The following is a 19486-nucleotide window of genomic DNA, read 5'->3' on the forward strand; positions in this document are numbered from 1 at the left end:
CATGCGCTTCCTCCGCGTTCTCACCGCCACGGCGCTCGCCGCGTGCGCCGCTGCCACCCTGACCTCCTGCGCCACCCCTGCCGACACGCGACCGGTGGTGGTCGTCTCGACGAACATCCTGGGCGACGTGGTCGGCGAGCTCGTCGGGGGTCAGGCTCGCGTCGTCACCCTCATGAAGCCGAACGCGGACCCGCACTCGTTCGAGATCTCGGCGCAGGAGGCCGCCACGCTCCGGGACGCCGACCTCCTCGTCTCCAACGGGCTCGGGCTCGAGGAGGGCCTGCAGCAGCATCTCGACGCGGCCGTCGCCGCGGAGGTGCCGTCCTTCGTCGCCGGCGACGCGATCGAGGTGCTGGACTACCGCGACGGCGACGCCGCGGGAATGCCCGATGCGCACTTCTGGACCGACCCCGCGCGCATGATCGACGTCGTCGATGCCCTGGAGCCCGCCCTGGCCGCGCTCGACGGGATCGACGCCGACACCCTCGCCGCGGACGTCGCCGACTACCGCGAGGAGCTCACGACGCTCGACGCCGAGATGACCGTCGCATTCGCCCGAATCCCGGACGAACGCCGGGCGCTCGTGACCAACCATCACGTCTTCGGCTACCTCGCCGACCGCTTCGATTTCGAGGTCGTCGGCGCCGTGATCCCGGGCGGAACCACGCTCGCGGCACCCTCGGCCTCCGACCTCGCCGACCTCGTGGGCGCCGTGGAGGACACGGGCGTGCCCGCCGTCTTCGCGGAGTCCTCCTCCCCCGACCGCCTCGTCCAGGCGCTCGCCGAGGAGGCCGACGTCCACGTCGAGGTGATCGAGCTGTTCACCGAGTCGCTCACCGCGGAAGACGGCGGCGCCCCGGACTACCTGACCATGATGCGCGTCAACACCGAGCGCATCTCCTCCGGTCTCACCCGTTGAGACCACCCTCACAAGAAAGAAGCACCGCATGAAGACACTCCCCCTGCGCCGGGCGCTGGCCGGGGCGGTCGCCCTCGGCGCCGCCGTGACGCTCGCCGCCTGCTCGACCAGCCCCGGGTCCGGCTCCGCCGGAAGCGATGCCCCGGAGTCGGACCCCGGCCCCCGGGTGGCCATCTCGTACGAGGGCGGCATCCTCGTCCTCGACGGGGAGACCCTCGACACCGTCGCCGGCTTCGATTCGGAGCCGTTCACCCGCCTGAACCCGGCGGGCGACGGTCGCCACGTCATGGTGACGATGAGCGAGGGCTTCCAGGTACTCGACACCGGAGCCGGGTCGACCGATGACGCGGCGCTGACCGACACGGTGTTCGAGGCCGACATCCCCGGCCACGTGGTCCGTCACGGCGGCAAGACCATCCTCTACGCCGACGGCACGAGCGACACCACGATCTTCGACACCGCCGCCCTCGGCGACGACGGCCTCCCGGAAGTGGAGACCATCGACGGCGTCGAGGCGCACCACGGCGTCTCGGTGCTGCTGGAGGACGGCACGTTCCTCACCACGGTGGGCGATGCGGACGGTCGCAGCGGCATCGTGGTGCGCGATGCGGAGGGCACGGAGATCGCGGCGTCCGATCAGTGCCCCGGCGTCCACGGCGAAGGCACGGCGTCCGACGAGGTCGTCGTCTTCGGCTGCGAGGACGGCGCGCTCGTCTACAAGGACGGCGAGATCACCAAGCTCGCCGCCCCGGACCAGCCGTACGGCCGCATGGGCAACGCCTACGTGAGCGAGACGAGCCCGATCGTGGTGGGCGACTACAAGAACGATCCCGACGCCGAGGGGTACCTGCTCGACGCCGTAACGCTCATCGACACCGCGGCGATGACGTCCGAGGTCGTGTCCCTGCCGGAGGGAGCGGAGTACACCTTCCGCGACGTCGTGCGGGGGCCGGACGACCTGGCCTACATCCTCGGCGCCGACGGTGCCATCCATGTGCTCGACCCCGAGACCGGGGAGATCACCGACTCCTACCCCGTCATCGAGGCGTGGGAAGGGCCGGCCGAGTGGCAGGACCCGCACCCCGCCATCGTCGTCGCCGGTGACATCGCCTACGTGACCGAGCCCGCCGCGGACAGCGTGCACGCGGTGAACCTCAGCACGGGCGAGGTGCTCGCGAGCACCGAGCTGGAGGTCACCCCGAACGAGATCGCGCCGGCGGCCGGCTGAGCCTCGGCGCTGCGGGTCCGTCCCGTTCCGGGGCGGACCCGCAGCATCGTGTCCCGTGCACGTTCCCGGCACGACCAGACGCGGAACCCTCAGGGCAGCAGGGTGAATCCCGACTCGTAGCTCGTGGCGCCGAGCGCGGCGAGGACGATCTGGAGGAACCCCATCGCCTCGAGCTCCCGAGCACGGGACAACGGACCGACGTCGACGGCGCGGAGCCCCGCATCCTCGATCAGCGACGCGACGGCGATCTTCGCCTCCGCGTAGTCACCGGCGAAGAGGACCGTCGTCCGCGTGGTGCCGTTGGTGCCGGTGACCAGGGTGTCGCCGAGGTTGACGTTGAACGCCTTGACGACCGCTGCCCCCTCGGGGAGCATCCGCGCGAGTTCCGCGGCGCTCGACGAATCGGACGGGACGGTCAGTTCGTCGTAGGTCGTGAAGTCGATGGGGTTGCTGATATCGATCACGACCTTGTCGCGCAGGCGCTCGCGATAGTGGTCGAGGATGCTCGGGTACGCCGCAGAGGGGACTGCGAGCACCACCAGGTCACCCGTGAGGTCGTCGCCGAGCGCGGCATACGTGACGTCGGGGCGGTCGCCGGAAGAACTGGCGGTGCTCCGACGGACGATCTGGATACCCGCGCCGGCGCGCGCGGCGACGTCCGCGATCGCCGCGCTCATCCTCCCGCTGCCGATGATGCTGATCGAGGTCATGCGTACTGCTCCTTCCGGAAGCGGGCCAGCGCCCTCTCGGCGACCTTCCTCGCGTCGTAGTCGAAGACCGCGCTCCGGCGGAAGTCGCGCCCGACGCGCAGGTCGGTGTCGCGCTTCCGCCGGTCCGCGAACTCGTGCTGCGCGTCGAACATCCACCCCGCCCGCCGTGAGCCGTGCTGCAGGATCGCGGTCCGCTGCATGCGGACCGAGGTGTAGCGCCGGAACGCCTCCGGGATGTCGGCGACCGTGTCGGCGGCCTTCAGGAACACGGCGAGCGCCATGCTGTCCTCGATCGCCTGGTTCACGCCCTGGCCCTGGTGCGGCAGCATCGTGTGTGCGGCGTCGCCGAGCAGGGTCACCGCTCCGTGGGACCAGTTGCGGAGCGGCTCGTGGTCGAAGAGCCCCCACCAGAACGTCTTCTCGATCGCTCCCAGGAAGCGCTGGAGCCGGGTGTCCCACATCTCGCCGGCGAACTCGGCGCGGAGCTCGCTCACGTCGGCGGGGCCCGACCAGGGGCCGTGGAGCGGGCGGTCGCTGGGCACCCCGGCGACGAAGTTGAACAGGGTGCGCTGTTGCAGCGGGTAGCACATGAAGTGCCGCTGATCCCCCATCCACACCTGGCTGATCCGCGGCCAGTCCGCGGGCAGGTGGGAGGCGTCGACGACGCCCCGGTAGACGATGTAGCCGGAGTACACGGGCTCCGGATCGGGCACGATGCTGCGGCGCACCACGGAGTGGATGCCGTCCGCCCCGATGACCGCGTCGAAGAGGTCGGTCACCCCGTTCTCGAAGGTGACGCGGACGCCGGACTCCTCCGTGCGCAGGGAGGCCAGGCGGTGCCCGAGGCGGATGCTCTCCCCGTCGACCTCGCGCGCCAGGACCTCGATGAGATCCGGGCGGTACATCCCGATGTTCCGGTACTGCTTCGCGGAGTCCTCCCACGCCGCGTCGGTGACGAGCGCCCCACTCGCATCCAGGTAGACGCCGTGCCCGTCGGGGGTCGCCCCGGCCCGTCGCACCTGGTCGAGCACACCGAGGGCGTCCAGCACGCGCTGCGCGTTCGGGGCGACGGTCACGCCTGCTCCCACCTCGCCGAGCGCCGTCGCCTGCTCGAACACGGTGACCTGGACACCGGCGATCCGGGTGAGGGCGATCGCGGCCGTGAGCCCGCCCATCCCCCCGCCGATCACGGCGATCCTCGTCCTGCTGTCTACCATTGCCTCTCCTTCATCGAATGACGCACGAACAGGCGTCCTCTCACTTCGCGGCCAGCGCGGGCGCAGCCGGGCGCGACCGGAACATCGTGGCTCCCGTGGCCTGCTCGGCCTCGTGGTCCGGTCCCAGCGGAATCCCCGATCGATCCCGCAGACACAGCGTCGCGATGCCGCCGAGGAGCGAGGCCACCAGGAGGTAGGCCGACACGGCCACGGTCGTACCGGTCCTGTCGAGCAGCAACTGGGCGATCATCGGTGCGAACGCACCACCCAGCACCGCGCCGATCGCGTAGGTGATCGAGACGCCCGAGAAGCGGATCGAGGCGGGGAAGATCTCGGAGTACCAGGCGGCCAGCGGTCCGTAGGTGAGGCCCAGTCCGGTCGAGATGAGGACGAGCGCGGTGTACAGCCCCGGGAGACCTCCGTGGTCGACGAGCCAGAACACGGGGAAGACGACGAGAGCCTGCAGGGCGAAACCGATCAGGAAGGTGCTCCGCCGCCCGATCACGTCGGAGAGGTACCCGGCGAGGAGCGTCGAGAAGAACCAGACGACGGCGGCCACCGACGCGGCGACGAGCACCGCCGTGGTGTCGAGGCTCTGCACGTTGATCGCATAGCTGTTGAGGAAGCCACCCGTCGTCATGTACCCGAGCGTGCCGTTGCCCGCGAACACGAGGGCGGCCAGGAGCACCAGATACCAGTGGCGCCGGAACAGGGTCACGATCGGCGCCTGGGACTGCCGTCCGCGGCGTGCGATCTCCGCGAAGACGGGGCTCTCCGACACGGAGCGCCGGATGACGAACCCGACGGCGATGAGCACGACGCTCACCAGGAACGGCACGCGCCAGCCCCACTCCAGGTACGCGGCACCCGGGGTGATGACGCCGGTCATGAGGGCCGTCACTCCGGAGGCGAGGAGGAAGCCGAGGGGCACCCCGAGCTGGGGCCACGACCCCGCGCGCCCTCGACGGTCGGCCGGGGCATGCTCGACGGCCATCAGCACCGCGCCTCCCCACTCACCGCCGGCCGAGAGACCCTGGAGGATCCGGAGCAGCAGGAGGAGGATCGGCGCGGCGATCCCGATCTGGGCGTACGTCGGCAACAGACCGATGAGGGTGGTGGCCGCTCCCATCAGCACGAGGGTGAGGACGAGCATCGTGCGCCGCCCCAGGACGTCGCCGAAGTGCCCGGCCAGGAAGGCGCCGAGCGGACGGAAGAGGAAGGAGATGCCGACCGTGGCGAAGGAGAGCAGCAGGCCGATCTCCTTGCCGGCGGGTTGGAAGAAGAGCTGTGCGAAGACGAGCCCGGCGCTCGTCGCGTAGATGAAGAAGTCGTACCACTCGATGGTCGTGCCGATGATCGTCGCGAAGGCGATGCGGCGCTGCGAGCTGGCGTTGCCTGATGCGGAAGAGGAGGTCATGGTCGTCCCTAACGTCGTTGTCCCCCTCGCGAGCGAGGGGATCGGGATGTGTCCCTCTCATCGTGAGGGCGGGGACTCTGTACGTAAATCGCACTTCTTCGTGGTTATAGTTCAGGTGAGCGGAAGAGGAATCGAGGGGAGCCGTCATGTCCGACGTGAGCATGAGGCAGCTCGAGCTGTTCGCCGCCCTGCCCAACTTCCCGACCCTCAGCGCCGCGGCAGCTCATCTGCACATCTCGGAATCGGCGCTGTCCCAGGCGGTGACGAGCCTGGAGCGGGCGGTCGGCGCCCAGCTCTGCGTGCGACGGAAGGCACGCGGCCTCACTCTGACGCCGACCGGTCAGCAGTTCGCCAAGCAGGCCCGTCGGATCGTCGCGGATGCTCAGGAGCTCGTCCTCGACGCGCGCCGCGGCACCGAGCTGCGCGGCCCGGTCACGCTCGGGTGCTACGCCAGCTTCGCGACCAGCGTGGTTCCGGAGCTGCTCGAAGGCTTCCCGAAGCGCCATCCGGGCGTGCAGCTCGAGATCATGATCGGCACGAACGAGGAACTCCTCGCGGCACTCGACGCGGGAGACCTCGATGTGGCGCTCGTGTACAACGTGTCCCTGCCCGCCGGATACCGTCGTCGGCGGATCTATGCCACCGAGCTCGAGGTCCACCTGCCGCCCACGCACCCGCTGGCCGATGCGGCGACCCTGGACCTGCCGGACCTCGCCGACGAGCCCTACATCCAGTACGACGCCAGCCCGGGGACGCGCAACGTCATCGATGCCTTCACCGCGCGCGGACTCGAGCCCCGGATCGAGGCCCGCGTCAGCCAGCTCGCCCTCGTCGAAGCCCTCGTGGGCCGAGGCCTGGGCTACGGCCTCCTCATGTCCCGCCCCAACACCCTGCCCGTGAGCAGCGAGGGACGCCCGGTCGTGATCCGCCCCCTGGACCCCCCGGTGACGGTCTCCCACGTCGTGGGGATCTGGCCGGCGGACATGACCCTGACGTCGCGTGCCGATGCCCTCCTCGACTTCGCGGTGGAGAAGCTCGGCGACTACGGACGCGCGGACGTGCGGACACCTGTTCCCTGATCCGTTCCTCGCCGTCGGCGACGGCGGGTCGCGATCAGCACGGCCCCGAGGAGCACGAGCAGACCACCGGCGCCTGCCATCACGACCGTCGCCGGCGCGAGCCCTGTCGTGGCCAGGTCGGAGGCCGCCCCGCCTTCCGATCCGGTCGCCGGGCCGGGGCCTCCGTCCGTTCCGCGATCCGGGTTCTCCGGTTCCGGTTCGGGTTCGGGCTCGGGCTCGGGCCCCGGGTCGTAGACGTTCGTGACCGTGCACACGGTGTCCATCCCGGCCGTGACCTCGACGACGTCGCCCTCCAGCGCTCCCCCGGTGCACGCCCAGCCGTCGCTGCGGTAGTCCGCTGTGGGCGCCCCCGCGACCGCCCGCTCCGAGAGCCGGAACGCACCGGCGCCGAGCGGAGCGAGGGTCACCGCGGTCTCTCCGGACGCCCCCTCGATGCGCGGACGCGGGAACTGCCCGCCGCCGATGGCGCGCAGGGTCCAGTCCGTGGCGTCGGCGGGCCCGGTCGGCGCCCCGGGGCCGACCCCGACGATGGCCTTCCGAAGCGTCAGGGTTCCGCCGACGAACGTGTTGGTCGCGGTGCAGATCGCGTCCTCCCCGAACCCCAGCGTCGCCGTGGTCCCGTCCCAGGCGGTGCCCGTGCAGGACCACTCGCCCTCGTAGCCGCTCGGGCCGTCCTCGGAGAAGATGTAGTCGCCCGGCGGAAGCTGCATGTCGGTGACGAACTCCGAGCCGCTGGGACCGGAGAGAGCCGCATTGCCCGGACCGCGGGCCTTCAGCTCGAAGTCCGCAGGCACTGCTCGGCCGCGCTCGCCGTTCACCACCTGCTTGACCAGCGTGAGGCTGGGCGTGATCGATGCGTTGGTGAGGATGCACACCACGTCCTTGGACGGAGGAACCTGGACGACATCCCCGGACACGGACCCGCCCGAGCAGTTCCACCCGAGAGGGTCGTAGCCGGATGGGCCTCCCGTCTCGCCGAGGGTCCACGCGCCGGGGGCGACCGCCGCCTGCGTGACAGCCGGGGAGTTGGCGGGCCCCGACACCGTGGCGGCGCCGTCGGTCGCGGTCAGCGTCCAGGCCGAGGGCAGGGCCGGCGTGCCGAAGGCGGAGGCGACCTGCTTGCGCAGCGTCAGGGTCGACTCGGTCCATCGATTCGTGACGGTGCAGATCACACTCTCCAACGGCACGACCTCCACGGTGTCGCCCGTGCCGACCGGAGTGCCCTCGTCATCGACGCACGACCAGCCCTCGCTCGTATAGGAGCCCGCCTCCGGAGCGGTACTGGCCTCCGACAGGGTGAAGGTCCCCGGTGCCACCGCCGCGAAGCTGACCTTGCCCGAGCCGGAGGCGCCGCTGATGACGGTGTCGGCCGATCTCGCGGTGAGCTCCCAGTCCTGCGCGGTGAGCGGGCCGCCGCCCGCGTTCACGACGTTCTTCACCAGGGTGAGCTGGCCGACCTCGAGGGTGTTCGTGACCGTGCATGTCACGTCCGCTCCGGCGCCGACCGTCACGGTGTCGGTCGCCAGGGCGCCGCCCGTGCACGACCACGGGCCGGCCGCATACCCGGCGGGGCCATCCGCCTCGGCGAGCGCGTAGTCGCCGACCGGCACCGGGACGCGGGAGACGGCAGCGGATCCGGAGGCACCGGTGACCGTTTCCGGTCCTGCAGCCGTCAGGGTCCAGTCGGACGGCGGTTGGTCGCTGCCCACCACGTTCTTGACGAGGGTGAGCCAGCCGCCCGCGAAGGTGTTGGTGATGCGGCAGGTGATGTCGGAGCTTTCGCGCACGAAGAGGAGGCCGCCGTCGATGCCGCCGTCGCTCGTGGCGTCGACGCAGGTCCACGCGCCTCCGCTGTATCCGGCAGGGCCGCTCTCGGCGAGCGTGTAGGCGCCGGGGTCGATGGAGGCGTGGTCGACGGCGTCCGAGCCGGAGGGACCGGAGATCCGCTCGGGTCCGCTCGCGCTCAGCACGAAGTCCGACGGGGCGGCCAACGGGTATCCGGTGGCTGCCGGGTCGACGACCTCCTTGACGAGCGTCAGGTGGGGCAGATCCCCGGTGTTCGTGATCTGACAGGTCACCGCACCGCCGAGCGTCATCTCGAACTGGTCGCCGCTCACGGGGACCTCGGCGACCTCTCCGGTCGTCAGATCCCGCCGCTCGCACGTCCACGGCCCCGGCACGTAGCTCCCCGGTCCGCCGAACTCGCTCAACGTGTAGACGCCGATCCGGGCGGGCTGGTTCTGCACTTCGGCCGAGCCTCCCACCCCCTCGATGGTCGACGGTCCCTGGGCCCGCAGCGTCCACTCCGACGGGGCCGCGCCGCCGCCCTGCACGTTCTTGACGAGCGTGAGTCTGCCCTGGATGGCGTTGTTCTGCACCGTGCACGTCATCGACTGGTTCGCGGTGATCGTGATCGTGCGTTCCGGCTCCGTCGTCATGTCGCCGTCGCAGTTCCAGGCGAAGAAGGCGTAACCGGCCACGCCGCCGGTCTCGAAGATGCGGTAGGTGCCCGGCGGGACGAGGCGCGACTGCATGCCGTTGAGGCCGTCGCCGGTGAAGGTCTCCCCCGTGGCCACGTTGACGGCGTGCATCGTCCACAGGGTCCGATCCCCCAGACTGGCCCCCGTGTCGAGGTTCTCGATCGCCTTGAAGAGCGAGAGCCGGGCAGTGGGCTCGGCCGCGACGGCGGGGAGTGCGCCGCCGAAACCGACCACGGCGGCCAGCAGCACGCCCAGAACGCCGAATCGGACTCTTCTCATGATCGAACGGCCCCCGCCTCGGGTGCGGATCCCACCCGTCACCTCACCGTAGGGGCGAGGACCTCGTCAGGGCAAGGGTTGCCGACGGATGGGGAGGGGTGGGCTACGGTCGCCTCATGGCCGAGCCGTTCTTCACCATCGGGCACTCCACCCGCACGATCGATGAGTTCCTCGCGTTGGTGCAGGAGAGCCGTGTGGAGAGCGTCGTGGACGTGCGCCGCCTCCCCGGTTCGAAGCGGCATCCGCAGTTCGACCAGGACGCACTCGCGTCCTCCCTCCGCACCGCCGGGATCGCCTACCACCGTGCAGAGGGGCTGACGGGTCGCCGCCCCGTGAGCAGGGACGTTCCCTTCGAGACCAACGCGTGGTGGCAGAACCGCAGCTTCCACAACTACGCCGATCACGCCCTCTCCGCGGATTTCGGGCAGGCCCTGGACGAGCTCCGCGCCGAGGGCCGCGAGCGGCGCGTCACGGTGATGTGCTCGGAGAGCGTGTGGTGGCGGTGCCATCGACGGATCATCGCCGACCACCTCCTCGCGCGGGACGAAGTCGTCCGCCACATCCTCGGTCCCGGGCACGTCGATCCGGCCGAGCTCAGCGCCGGCGCGGTCGTCCGCGCGGACGGGACGGTCACCTACCCGGCCGCATGACCGCACGCCGGCACAGCATCCCCCTCGTCTCGTCTTCGCGCAACCCCCGTGCCGGAACACCTCTTCTCCTCATAGGACTGGATCGCGGGAGCAGTGCTCGCGCCGACGCCGAGGAGGAGCCATGTCGAAGGCAGCCACAGGACGAAGCGGATCCGCGTCCGCTCCATCGCCAGAGCACGACGAGAAGCCGGACAGCCCGACCGATCTGCAGAAGCGGTCGTGGAAGTACGTCCTGGTCAAGAGCGTCCGGGAGTTCTCCGCCGATCAGTGCATGGACGGCGCCGCGGCCCTCACGTACTACGCGGTGCTCTCGATCTTCCCCGCCATGATCGCCGTCTTCTCGCTGCTCGGCGTGTTCGGCCAGGGCGGGGCCGCCGCCGACGCCGTGCTCGGCATCATCGGCGACGTGGCACCGCCGGAGACCGCGGAAGCTCTCCGCGGTCCCATCGAGCAGATCTCCCAGGCTCCCGGCGCCGGCATCGCGCTCGTGACCGGGATCCTCCTCGCGCTGTGGTCGGCCTCGGGCTATGTCGGGGCGTTCAGCCGGGTGATGAACCGCATCTACGAGATCGAGGAGGGGCGGCCGTTCTGGAAGCTGCGCCCCATGCAGCTGCTCGTCACGCTCATCACCGTCGTCTCGCTGACCATCGTCGCCATCGTGCTCGTGCTCTCCGGAGATGTGGTGTCGGCGCTGGGCGACGCGATCGGCGCCGGCGAGGGCGTGCAGCTCGCGTGGAGCATCGCCAAGTGGCCGCTGCTGCTGTTCGTCGTCGTCTTCCTCGTCGCGATGCTCTACTACGCGACCCCGAACGCCAAGCAGCCCAAGTTCCGGTGGATCAGCATGGGTGCCCTCGTGGCGATCGTCGTGCTGGCCGTCGCCACCCTCGGCTTCGTGCTCTACGTCACCACCTTCTCCAACTACGAGCGCACCTACGGATCGATGGCGGGCGTCATCGTGTTCCTGCTGTGGCTGTGGATCGCGAACCTCGCCCTGCTGTTCGGCGCGGAGTTCGACGCGGAGCTGGAACGCGGCCGCCAGCTTCAGGCCGGGATCGCCGCCGAGCGCGACATCCAGCTCCCCGCACGCGACACCCGTCAGAGCGACAAGCGGGCGGAGAAGGAGCGGAAGGACATCGAGGAGGGACGGCGCATCCGCGTCGAGAACGACGACGACGGGTCGGAGCCGGAAGGCCGGACGACCAGAGGACGATGACCCGGTCGGGCTATGGTGAGAGCCATGCCCTTCGCGTCGCCTGTGCGGCGCGTTTTTCCTACCCCAGAGGAGCGAACGAAGCGATGTGCAGGCCTGGTCGTCGCGCGCCGATGCGCAGGATGAGCACCGGAAGACCACTTCTCCGCGAGATCGGGATCATCGGAGGGTGGCTCGCGATCGCGGCAGCGCTCGCCGGCTGCACGGCGATCCCCGCCGACGTCGACGGCACCCTCGACAAGGCCCGCGACGGCCAGATCCGGGTCGGGATCACGCACAACCCGCCGTGGACGGACACGACCGATCCGTCGGACCCGGCCGGGGTTGAAGTGCGCCTCGTGGAGGAGTTCGCCGAGACGCTGGACGCGACCGTCGTCTGGACCGTCGACAGCGAGGCGAACCTGGCCGAGCGGTTGCACGACCATGCCCTCGACCTGGCCGTCGGCGGGTTCACCGACGACACCCCCTGGGTCGAGAAGGCGGCGATGACCGTCCCATTCGACGACGCGACGACCGCGGGCGAGACGAAGAAGCACGTGATGCTCACCGTTCTGGGGGAGAACCGGTTCCTCACCACCCTGGAGACCTTCCTGCTCGAACGAGGAGACGCGCGATGAGGGCTCACCCCGACCTTCCGCCCGCGCAGCAGGACACCCTGCGTCGAGCGATCCGCTACGAGTGGTTCACGCTCGCGTTCCTCGCAGTGGCGATCACCGGCGTCTACCTGGTCATGGGCAGCTCGCAGGCGATGAAGGCCGCGTGGATCGAGGACCTGCTCTCCCTCGCCCCGCCGATCGCCTTCCTCGTCGCCGTCCGCATCATCGCGAAGCCGCCGACCGTCAAATACCCGTACGGGTTCTTCCGCTCCGTCGGTGTGGCCCACCTCGTCGCCGGCGTCGCCCTGTTCGCGATGGGCGCGTTCCTCCTGGTCGATTCCGTCATCGGGCTGGTGAGCGGCGACCGGCCTCCGATCGGGTCGGTCCAGGTGTTCGGCCATGCGATCTGGTCGGGCTGGCTGATGATGGGCATGATGGCGCTGACCATTCCGCTGCCGATCTACTTCGGGCGTGTGAAGATGCGCCTGGCCAAGGATCTGCACAACAAGGTCCTCTATGCCGATGCGGACATGAACAAGGCCGACTGGATGACCGCGGCCGGCTCGATCGTCGGGGTCGGCGGGATCGGGCTCGGGCTGTGGTGGGCGGACGCCGCCGCGGCGACCTTCATCGCGGGGAGCATCCTCTGGGACGGGTGGCGCAACACCCGCGCCGCGATCACCGACCTCATGGACACCAGGGCGACGACCTTCGACGACGAGAAGCCGCACCCCGACTCCCACGCCGTGCTGGACCACCTCCGCACCCTGCCCTGGGTCCGCGACGTCGCGGTGCGGACGAGGGATCAAGGCCAGTTCTTCCACGTCGAAGCGTTCATCGTGCCCGTCGACGATGCCCTGCCCTCCCTGGCCGACCTCGACCGCGCGCGCCAGGAGTGCCACGAGCTGGACTGGAAGCTCGTCGACGTCGTCCTCGTGCTCGTGCCCGAACTCGCCGACCATCTGACGCGGCGGGAGGACGAGGTCGAGGCATCGTCAGCGCAGGTTCGCCCGTCGCCGCACCCGTAGCAGGGCACCCGCGAGCAGGAGACCGAGCCCGGCCACCGTCAGCGCGCCCGTCATCGGCGTCGGCCCGGAGGCGGCGAGCCCTTCGCCCTCACCGCCGCCCTCGCCGCCTTCCTCGCCGCCGCCGTTGCTCGGCGACTCGACGGGGTCGTAGGTGTTCGTCACGGTCACCGCCACCGGGGTGGTCGCAGCGGCGTCCACCGTCACGGTCGCCGGTTCGATGGTCTGCGCGGCGAGCGTGACCGCGTCGTTGGCGCCGTCCGCGGACTCGCTGACCGTGCAGGTCGCGCCATCCGGCAGCCCGGAGAAGACGACGGGGTCGGCGGCCGTCGCTCCGGCGGGGATCGTGGCGGAGACGATGACGCCGGGTGCCGGGGCGGGCGTGCAGGCCAGGTCGATCGTGATGGCGCCCTGAAGTCCCGCGCCGTCACCGGTGATGATCTTCTGCACGGTGATCTCGCCGGAGGCGTAGGGCGTCGCCCGGACCCCGGCGCGGACCGGGAGCGTCGTCGTCTGCGCGAGGACCAGCTTCTGCGCTGCGGGTCTGTCCGAGGACTCCGGGTCGTAGAGATAGACCGTGCCCTGCGTCAGGGGCACCTGCGCCGTGATCCGGAAGCCGTTCACGGGTGCCGCGGGTCCGGTCCAGCGCGCCCAGAGCTGCGCCCCGGACGCGACAGCCGTGCCGACCGGAACGGGCTGGGTTCCGGCCTGATCGAGGAAGACCTCGACGCCCGCGGCGGCGTCGAGCGTGCCGCTGGCGGTGCCCGAGACGGTGAACGGTCCCACGATCGAGCCGTCTTCCGGGATCGTCGTCGTGCCGGGCTCGATGCCGAGCGTCGGCACCGACGGCTCCGGGAGACCTCCGCTGTCCAGCGCATCCTGGACGACAGCGGCCGTGGCGTTCCGGATGGTCGCGGTGGTGCCGGTGGCCAGGACGAATCCGTCACTGAAGTACCAGATCGCGCTCTGCACGGCCGCCACCTGCTGGGCGAGCGTGAGCCCGGAGATCGGGTTGCTCGTGTCGAACGGGAAGTAGTTGGTGAGGATGTAGTTGATGTAGTCGAGATTGGGCACGTTGGACTCGTCCCACTCGCCGATGTTGTAGCCCGCCCCGACGCCGGTCTCGGTACTGAAATCGATGCAGTACGCCGAGGCCGTCGCCCCCGAGACCGGATCGGCGATGGTGATCAGCTGGGGGCTCACGGCCTCCACGGAGGCCCCGGTCGCCGGATAGGGGCCGGGCGTGGGCCCCAGCGTCGTCAGCTCGCCGGTCACGTTCGTCGGGTACTGCGAGCCGGTGATGGTGACCTGCGTGAAGAAGCCGGCCCGCGGAAGCACCGGATCGGGATCCCACAGAGCCGATGCCGGCGTGGCTCCGAAGAGCACCATCGCCGCGGCGATGGCCGTCGCCAGAAGAGCCCCTGCCGTGCGCGTACGCGATCGCGTCGTCTCGGTGTGCATGGTGTCCCTCGATCTCGCCGATGATCCGAGTGACGGGTTCCCCGACCTGCGACAGCCCGCCGTTGGTCACCGACGATAGACACAGGCTCCTCCGGCGAAAAGGGGCTGAGCGATGTTCACCCGGGTGAGTCCCGGGACTCTCGCGCAAGCGAGCACCTTCTCGCGCAGCGGAGCGCCCGCCGGGGGAGGGAGTTGGGTGGCAGGCGCTCCGTCGGCCGCAGCGCGACCGGCAAGGCCCCCCGAGTCGATCGGTGCAGCACGTTCAGGATGAACCATGCGTACGGCCCGCGCAACGGGTGTCCGTCACGACAGATCCCTGACGATCCATCTCCTCCTACCCCGACGACGACCGCATCGTAGCCCGTCCGCGGGGACCGACGCCAAGGGGTCGAACCGCGGGGAGTGCGCGATCACCATGGCCGCATGAGCGCTTACCTGTCCCGAGGCCTGGGCCTCGCCCTTCGAGGGGTCATGGCCCTGATCCTCCTCGTCCGGCACCCCAGGCCGATCCACGCGCACGGCGCCATCTTCGACGGGCGGCTGACCCTGCGGCCGAACCCGGGATCCGGCATCCGAGGGATCGATGACCCTCCGGCCGCCGAGGTGCCGGTCGTCGTGCGGGTCTCGCGCTCGGTCGGTACGCCCTCGTGGGCGCCGGACGTCTATGGGCTCGGCATCCGCTGGGTGCACGGCGCCGAGGAGGTCGACCTTCAGCTGGCTTCGACGGGCATCGGCGTCCCCGGGCGGTTCCTGCTCCTCCCCCGTCTCACGCCGACCCGCGCGACGTTCAGCAGCGTCGTGCCGTACCGGACGCCGCGCGGTCCGGTCATGCTCGGCGCGCGAACCGTTCCACCCCGTCCCCTCCCCGGCGCCGTGACGGAGCTCCGCAAGGCGGTGGACGATCAGCCGTGGCAGCTCCGGCTGTACTTCGCCTCGCCCGGCGGACTCTGGCATCCCTTCGCCGAGGTGCGGCTCGACTCCGCCCGGGATGCGGACGACGCGAGCCTGCGTTTCGACATCGACCGGCGGCCCCTTCCGGGCGCCGAGACATACCCGTCGGTGCGGGCCCTTCGCGGGCCCTCGTATCGCCTCACGCAGGGGTGAGCCGCAGGAACACGGTCAGTCCAGGCGCGCAGACAGCTCCGCCGTGATCCGCGAGACCTGGGTCCGCGCCTCCGCCAATCGCCCGACCTCCTCGTCGAGCCCGGACCGCATGGACGGCGAGGCGCCGTGTGCGCGAGCGAGCTGCAGGTTGGCGCGGAGGTTCAGGGAGGCACCCGAGAGGCCGGCCTCTAGGGCCTCCGCCGCGACGGCGAGGTCCACGGCGAGGTGCGGGTTGCCGCGCGACGCGAGAGTGCGCGCCTCCGCGACCAGGGTGATACCGATGCGGCCGAGGCGCGCGACGGACGCAGCGGCGTCGAGGGCGGCGTTCCGCACCCTCTCCTCCCGTGCCGGGTCCTCCGGTGCCAGTGCGAGCGCGGCACCGAAGCCAGCCGACACCACGCCGTCCGCCTCGACGGCCTGCAGGAGCTCCGCGCGCACGGGGTCGAGGCGGCCGGTGCTCTCGGCGACAGCAGGATCCTCGCGGGTGTATCCGGCGACCATGCCCATCAGTGCCGCGGCCAGGCCGAGCATGACCCCCGACGCCGCACCTCCGCCAGGCGAACCGGTGGGCTGACTGAGCGCGTCGAGCCAGGCGTCCATCGGGCGGGACGTCGGGATGTCTGCAGAATCCGTCATGCCGGTCAGACTATCCGTGGGAAGGATGCAGTATGACGGCGGATCAGCGAGCGGTCCTCCGTGATCCGGCGCCGCGTCTCGCACGACTCCGGATGCATGCGTCTCTACGATGGACTCGTGCAGCTCGTCGACACCCTCTCCGTCGTCGGCGAGGTGCTGTCCTGGATCGGCCTCGGCATCGGCGTGCCGCTCCTCATCGTGGCGATGCTGATCCACCTCGTCGAGGGGCAGTGGGTTCCGGTCGAGATCGCCGTGATCGATCGGGACGGCCGCCGCACCGCTCGCTGGTTCGCGGGCGGCGACTTCCACGAGAGACCGCTGCGCCGCAGCGAGCCCACGGCCACCACCGATGGATGGCTCGACGGGTTCCACAGCTCGAACGACCCGGCCCGCAGCCGGATCGGTGAGCCGCCGCATCTGCGCCGGGTCCTGCGGACCGTCGGGGTCGTCTTCGCCGCGGTCGGTGCCGTCGGCCTGATGGTGTCGTTCCTCCCGCTGGTCCTCTGACGTCGCGCGCGGAAGCCTCACGCCGTCGACGGTCGCTGCGAGGATGACCGGCGGAACGATTCCAGCGCCGTGCGATACGTGGCGGCGTCGTTCCGTACCGCATCGGTGACCAGGAGGGCGCGAGGTCCGATCTGCCGGACGTACACCCCGCGGCACGGCAGCGTCACCACCTTCCCGAGGCCCCGACGCCAGGCGTCGGCGAGCGTTGCCACGTCCCCGTGTTCAGGGCTGTCCGCGAGTGTCGTGCGGTTCGTCGCGAGGTGCGCGTCGGAGCCACGCCGCTCCCATTCGCGGTACGCCGCGTCGTCGAAGACATCGTCTCCGAACTCATCCCGCGCCGTGGGGCCGACGAGCTGGCCGAGCAGCGTCTCCCGCTCATCCGGACCCATCGTCGGATCGAGGGCGCGGTCGAACAAGGCCCGATCCGGCTCCGTCGCGGCGTGCGCGACAGCCTTGTCCCAGATCCGGGGCCAGACCTCCGCCCAGTGCTCACGGGTCTGCGCGTCCACGGGCCGCTCCGCCTCCGCTGGTCGGTCGACCAGGAGCGGCGGGAGCGCGTCGTCGACGGGGACCAGCCCGTGCGCCTCCCGGACCCAGAGCAGTTCGAGCAGGGCGTGAGGGCGATCGTCGACGGTGATGATCATGTCGTGCGGCCACGGGTCCCCCGGGATCGGGGTCATCGATCGCATGCGCCCTCCGCTCCCCTCGTCGGCTGACCGGCGCCGCGGAGCACCGGGCCGACGACCCCTCGCAACGCGCTGACGCCCTCGTCGTGTTCGGTGTTCATCGGCCACCCCTCCCCCGGCTCGCCCCTCATCTTCGCATCCTCCGATCGCGTGGAGCCGTGGTCACCGAGAACGACGCTTTCGTCGCGCGATCAGGCTGTGGCTAGGATCGCCCCGTGAGCCAGATCATCCCGTCACCTCGTCGCCGAGCCTTCGGATGCGGGGTCGCGGCCACCGTCGTGGCGCTCGTCGGGATCCTGCCGACCGCGATCGTCTTCGTTCTGGCGGGGACGGCGGACCCGAACTACGGATGGCTGTTGTTCCTCACGCTGCCGCTCGCGGTCCTCTTCGGTGGCACCGCCCTCATCCTCGGCGTCATCGGGCTCGTCTTCGCCCGTGCCGACCGCGTCGGCTACGCGTGGCCGGTCGCGGGAACCGTGCTGGGGGCCGTGTCGGCCCTTCCCACCGCCGCGTTCCTCATGGGTGGCTGAGCCGCCGCGAGCCGGGTGTCAACCAGCCCCAACAACCCTCGCCCTCACTGCTTCCTGAAAGAGAGCCCTCGTGCGCCGGAACCCGCCCGCCAACAGACTGATGCTCGCGATGGCTGTGGCCCTGGCGGCGTTCTTCGTCTGGGGGACACTCGTGCGTCCCCTGGTCGAGGGCGAGCCGCCTGTGGCGACATCGCTGGTATTCGCGACGGGGGTACTGCTCGCGGGTCTGATCATCTGGATCGTGCTCGGACGCATCCAACGACTGCAGCGCACCCAGCGGCGAGCACTGCGGGAGCGCGAGCCGCAGGCGCGAACCTTCGGCTCCTACGCGCTCAACGGTGTTGCAGCCTACCTGTCACGTGCGATCCCCCTCCTCGCACTCGGCCCCGCCCCCCGCGGCATGTTGACGGCGAGCCCCACGGGCGTCATCGACCCTTCGGGGTTCCGGGTGGTCCGCGGCGGGGACCGTCTCCTCACCGCATACAGCGTGCCGCGGGATCGGATCCAGGGCGTGACGAGAGGTGCCATCCAGGAGGGCGCCTTCCTCTACCCGACCCTCGAGATCGTGGTCTCGCAGGGAGCGGGACAGGCCACGATCCCGGTCCCGGTGACCAGGGACGACGCGCCGCTTCGCCGGGAGTCACCGGACGGCATGGACCGTTTGATCTCTGACGCGGCACGCATCTGGGGCGTTCCGGTGCTCGGCGACGGCGGCTGACGCGAGCGACTCCGTGACCGGAATCGACGCGCGAGCGCGGGCCGGTAGAGTACGGGAAACAGGGGGGAACATTTTGTCTGACGAGTCCATGGCGCAACGGCGCGACTACAACCCCGGACCGCGAGTGGGGATCACCTTCTCCACCTTCGACCTGCTGCACGCAGGGCACATCATGATGCTCGCCGAGGCGAAGCGGCAGTGCGACTACCTCATCGTCGGCCTGCAGATGGATCCGACCCTGGACCGCCCGGAGAAGAACGCGCCGACGCAGACGGTCGTGGAGCGCTACATCCAGCTTCGCGGCTGTCAGCACGTGGATGAGATCGTGCCGTACTCGACGGAGCAGGACCTCGAGGACATCCTTCGGTCCTTCAAGCTCGATGTGCGCATCGTCGGGGATGAGTACCGCGATCGGGACTTCACCGGCCGCGCGTACTGCGAGGAGAGTGGCATCGAGCTCTACTTCAACAGCCGAGACCATCGGTTCTCCAGCTCGGGCCTCCGGAGGATCGTCGCGGAGAAGGAAGCGGAGCGCGCCGCGGGTCGCTGACCCGCGTTCTGCCTGTGGCGACCTCCGGTCATCGAACTCCGCGAAGAACAGGTGACGGATGCGCACATCGACAGCGTGGGGGTTGATCGCAGCGATGACCGCGGTCTCGCTCGTCGCCCTCGGCGTCGTCATGACCTACCGCTTCACGACTCCGCTCGTCGATCCTGCCCCGCCGACGCCGGACTACGGGGTCCAGGCGCTCGTCGCCGGCGTGACGATGGCGGCAGTGGTGGTGGGTGGCCTCGGCGCGGGCGTGTACGCGACGAAACGCGAGGTCGCCCGAGGTCGCGTCGTCGGTTGGACGGCCGCCGCGATGCTCGCGGGCACCGTCCTGGGAGCGGTTCTGGCCTTCGTCCTGAGCGCACGCTGAGGTTCGGGCTCCCGCGATCTCTGCCGGAACACGAAGGATGCCCCTGCGTCTTATCTCACGCCCGCCTCACGAGATCACGGTGCCTGAACCCGCACGTCGCGAGCGACCCCATCA

20 protein-coding genes are annotated in these 19486 nt (G+C 70.4%); 13 read left to right on the top strand and 7 right to left on the bottom strand.

From position 1 onward, the window contains the following. Position 1: 1 nt before the first annotated feature. Together aztC and aztD are read left to right on the top strand one after the other, a co-directional pair. Complete coding sequence (gene aztC, locus MICNX66_RS14090; protein ID WP_187662388.1) at positions 2–919, top strand: zinc ABC transporter substrate-binding protein AztC; 918 nt, start codon at positions 2–4, stop codon at positions 917–919. Positions 920–947: 28 nt separating this feature from the next. Then, positions 948–2147, top strand: coding sequence for a zinc metallochaperone AztD (gene aztD / locus MICNX66_RS14095; RefSeq protein WP_187662389.1), 1200 nt, complete (start codon positions 948–950; stop codon positions 2145–2147). Between the two features lie 89 nt (positions 2148–2236). Here the strand turns inward: aztD and MICNX66_RS14100 are convergent, their stop codons facing one another. The 3 genes from MICNX66_RS14100 to MICNX66_RS14110 are packed head-to-tail and all read right to left on the bottom strand — an operon-like array spanning position 2237 to position 5491. After that, complete coding sequence (locus MICNX66_RS14100; protein WP_187662390.1) at positions 2237–2857, bottom strand: NADPH-dependent F420 reductase; 621 nt, start codon at positions 2855–2857, stop codon at positions 2237–2239. Next, positions 2854–4074 carry an FAD-dependent monooxygenase gene (locus MICNX66_RS14105; RefSeq protein ID WP_187662391.1) on the bottom strand — a complete coding sequence of 407 codons (1221 nt, stop codon included), beginning with the start codon at positions 4072–4074 and terminating at the stop codon, positions 2854–2856. The genes MICNX66_RS14100 and MICNX66_RS14105 overlap by 4 nt, the downstream gene beginning before the upstream one ends. Before the next feature lie 40 nt (positions 4075–4114). Then, the gene (locus tag MICNX66_RS14110; RefSeq protein WP_187662392.1) at positions 4115–5491 is read right to left on the bottom strand and encodes an MFS transporter; all 1377 of its coding nucleotides are present in this window, start codon (positions 5489–5491) and stop codon (positions 4115–4117) included. Between the two features lie 146 nt (positions 5492–5637). On the opposite strand from MICNX66_RS14110, the gene MICNX66_RS14115 reads away from it, so the two are divergent. Continuing rightward, complete coding sequence (locus MICNX66_RS14115) at positions 5638–6570, top strand: LysR family transcriptional regulator (RefSeq protein ID WP_187662393.1); 933 nt, start codon at positions 5638–5640, stop codon at positions 6568–6570. On the opposite strand, the gene MICNX66_RS14120 is transcribed toward MICNX66_RS14115, so the two are convergent. Next, positions 6534–9329 (bottom strand): hypothetical protein, encoded by a 2796-nt coding sequence (locus tag MICNX66_RS14120; protein WP_187662394.1) that lies wholly within the window; start codon positions 9327–9329, stop codon positions 6534–6536. The genes MICNX66_RS14115 and MICNX66_RS14120 overlap by 37 nt on opposite strands. A 116-nt stretch (positions 9330–9445) precedes the next feature. Between MICNX66_RS14120 and MICNX66_RS14125 the strand changes: the two genes are divergently transcribed. From MICNX66_RS14125 to MICNX66_RS14140, 4 genes are all read left to right on the top strand, one after another. Then, entirely contained in the window at positions 9446–9979 is a 534-nt protein-coding gene (locus MICNX66_RS14125) for a DUF488 domain-containing protein (RefSeq protein ID WP_187662395.1), read from the top strand. Between the two features lie 121 nt (positions 9980–10100). After that, positions 10101–11192 carry a YihY/virulence factor BrkB family protein gene (locus tag MICNX66_RS14130; protein ID WP_187662396.1) on the top strand — a complete coding sequence of 364 codons (1092 nt, stop codon included), beginning with the start codon at positions 10101–10103 and terminating at the stop codon, positions 11190–11192. Between the two features lie 119 nt (positions 11193–11311). Next, complete coding sequence (locus MICNX66_RS14135; RefSeq protein WP_187662397.1) at positions 11312–11806, top strand: transporter substrate-binding domain-containing protein; 495 nt, start codon at positions 11312–11314, stop codon at positions 11804–11806. Then, positions 11803–12813 (top strand): cation transporter, encoded by a 1011-nt coding sequence (locus MICNX66_RS14140; protein WP_187662398.1) that lies wholly within the window; start codon positions 11803–11805, stop codon positions 12811–12813. The genes MICNX66_RS14135 and MICNX66_RS14140 overlap by 4 nt, the downstream gene beginning before the upstream one ends. Here MICNX66_RS14140 and MICNX66_RS14145 read toward each other — a convergent pair. Continuing rightward, positions 12781–14271 (bottom strand): thioester domain-containing protein, encoded by a 1491-nt coding sequence (locus MICNX66_RS14145; RefSeq protein WP_187662399.1) that lies wholly within the window; start codon positions 14269–14271, stop codon positions 12781–12783. The genes MICNX66_RS14140 and MICNX66_RS14145 overlap by 33 nt on opposite strands. Positions 14272–14694: 423 nt before the next feature. Here MICNX66_RS14145 and MICNX66_RS14150 point away from each other — a divergent pair, with 423 nt between their 5' ends. Further along, positions 14695–15375, top strand: coding sequence for a hypothetical protein (locus MICNX66_RS14150; protein WP_187662400.1), 681 nt, complete (start codon positions 14695–14697; stop codon positions 15373–15375). A gap of 15 nt (positions 15376–15390) precedes the next feature. Here the strand turns inward: MICNX66_RS14150 and MICNX66_RS14155 are convergent, their stop codons facing one another. Then, positions 15391–16011 (bottom strand): cyclodeaminase/cyclohydrolase family protein, encoded by a 621-nt coding sequence (locus MICNX66_RS14155; protein ID WP_187662401.1) that lies wholly within the window; start codon positions 16009–16011, stop codon positions 15391–15393. A gap of 96 nt (positions 16012–16107) precedes the next feature. On the opposite strand from MICNX66_RS14155, the gene MICNX66_RS14160 reads away from it, so the two are divergent. Continuing rightward, on the top strand, positions 16108–16518 hold the full coding sequence (locus tag MICNX66_RS14160) for a hypothetical protein (RefSeq protein WP_187662402.1): 411 nt from the start codon (positions 16108–16110) through the stop codon (positions 16516–16518). Positions 16519–16535: 17 nt separating this feature from the next. Here MICNX66_RS14160 and MICNX66_RS14165 read toward each other — a convergent pair whose 3' ends face one another. Continuing rightward, the gene (locus MICNX66_RS14165; RefSeq protein ID WP_232089100.1) at positions 16536–17198 is read right to left on the bottom strand and encodes a hypothetical protein; all 663 of its coding nucleotides are present in this window, start codon (positions 17196–17198) and stop codon (positions 16536–16538) included. A gap of 221 nt (positions 17199–17419) precedes the next feature. Between MICNX66_RS14165 and MICNX66_RS14170 the strand changes: the two genes are divergently transcribed. From MICNX66_RS14170 to MICNX66_RS14185, 4 genes are all read left to right on the top strand, one after another. Then, positions 17420–17734, top strand: a complete 315-nt coding sequence (locus MICNX66_RS14170) for a hypothetical protein (RefSeq protein WP_187662404.1) — start codon at positions 17420–17422, stop codon at positions 17732–17734. Between the two features lie 109 nt (positions 17735–17843). Further along, a complete protein-coding gene (locus MICNX66_RS14175) occupies positions 17844–18452 on the top strand; it encodes a hypothetical protein (protein ID WP_187662405.1) in 609 nt (202 codons plus the stop codon). Positions 18453–18525: 73 nt separating this feature from the next. Then, on the top strand, positions 18526–19002 hold the full coding sequence (locus MICNX66_RS14180) for an adenylyltransferase/cytidyltransferase family protein (RefSeq protein WP_197971851.1): 477 nt from the start codon (positions 18526–18528) through the stop codon (positions 19000–19002). 58 nt (positions 19003–19060) lie between these two features. Beyond that, positions 19061–19372, top strand: a complete 312-nt coding sequence (locus MICNX66_RS14185) for a hypothetical protein (RefSeq protein ID WP_187662406.1) — start codon at positions 19061–19063, stop codon at positions 19370–19372. The last annotated feature ends 114 nt before the right edge of the window (positions 19373–19486 follow it).

Origin of the sequence: Microbacterium sp. Nx66 (assembly GCF_904066215.1) — a bacterium.
In the GTDB taxonomy this organism is placed as follows: domain Bacteria; phylum Actinomycetota; class Actinomycetes; order Actinomycetales; family Microbacteriaceae; genus Microbacterium; species Microbacterium meiriae.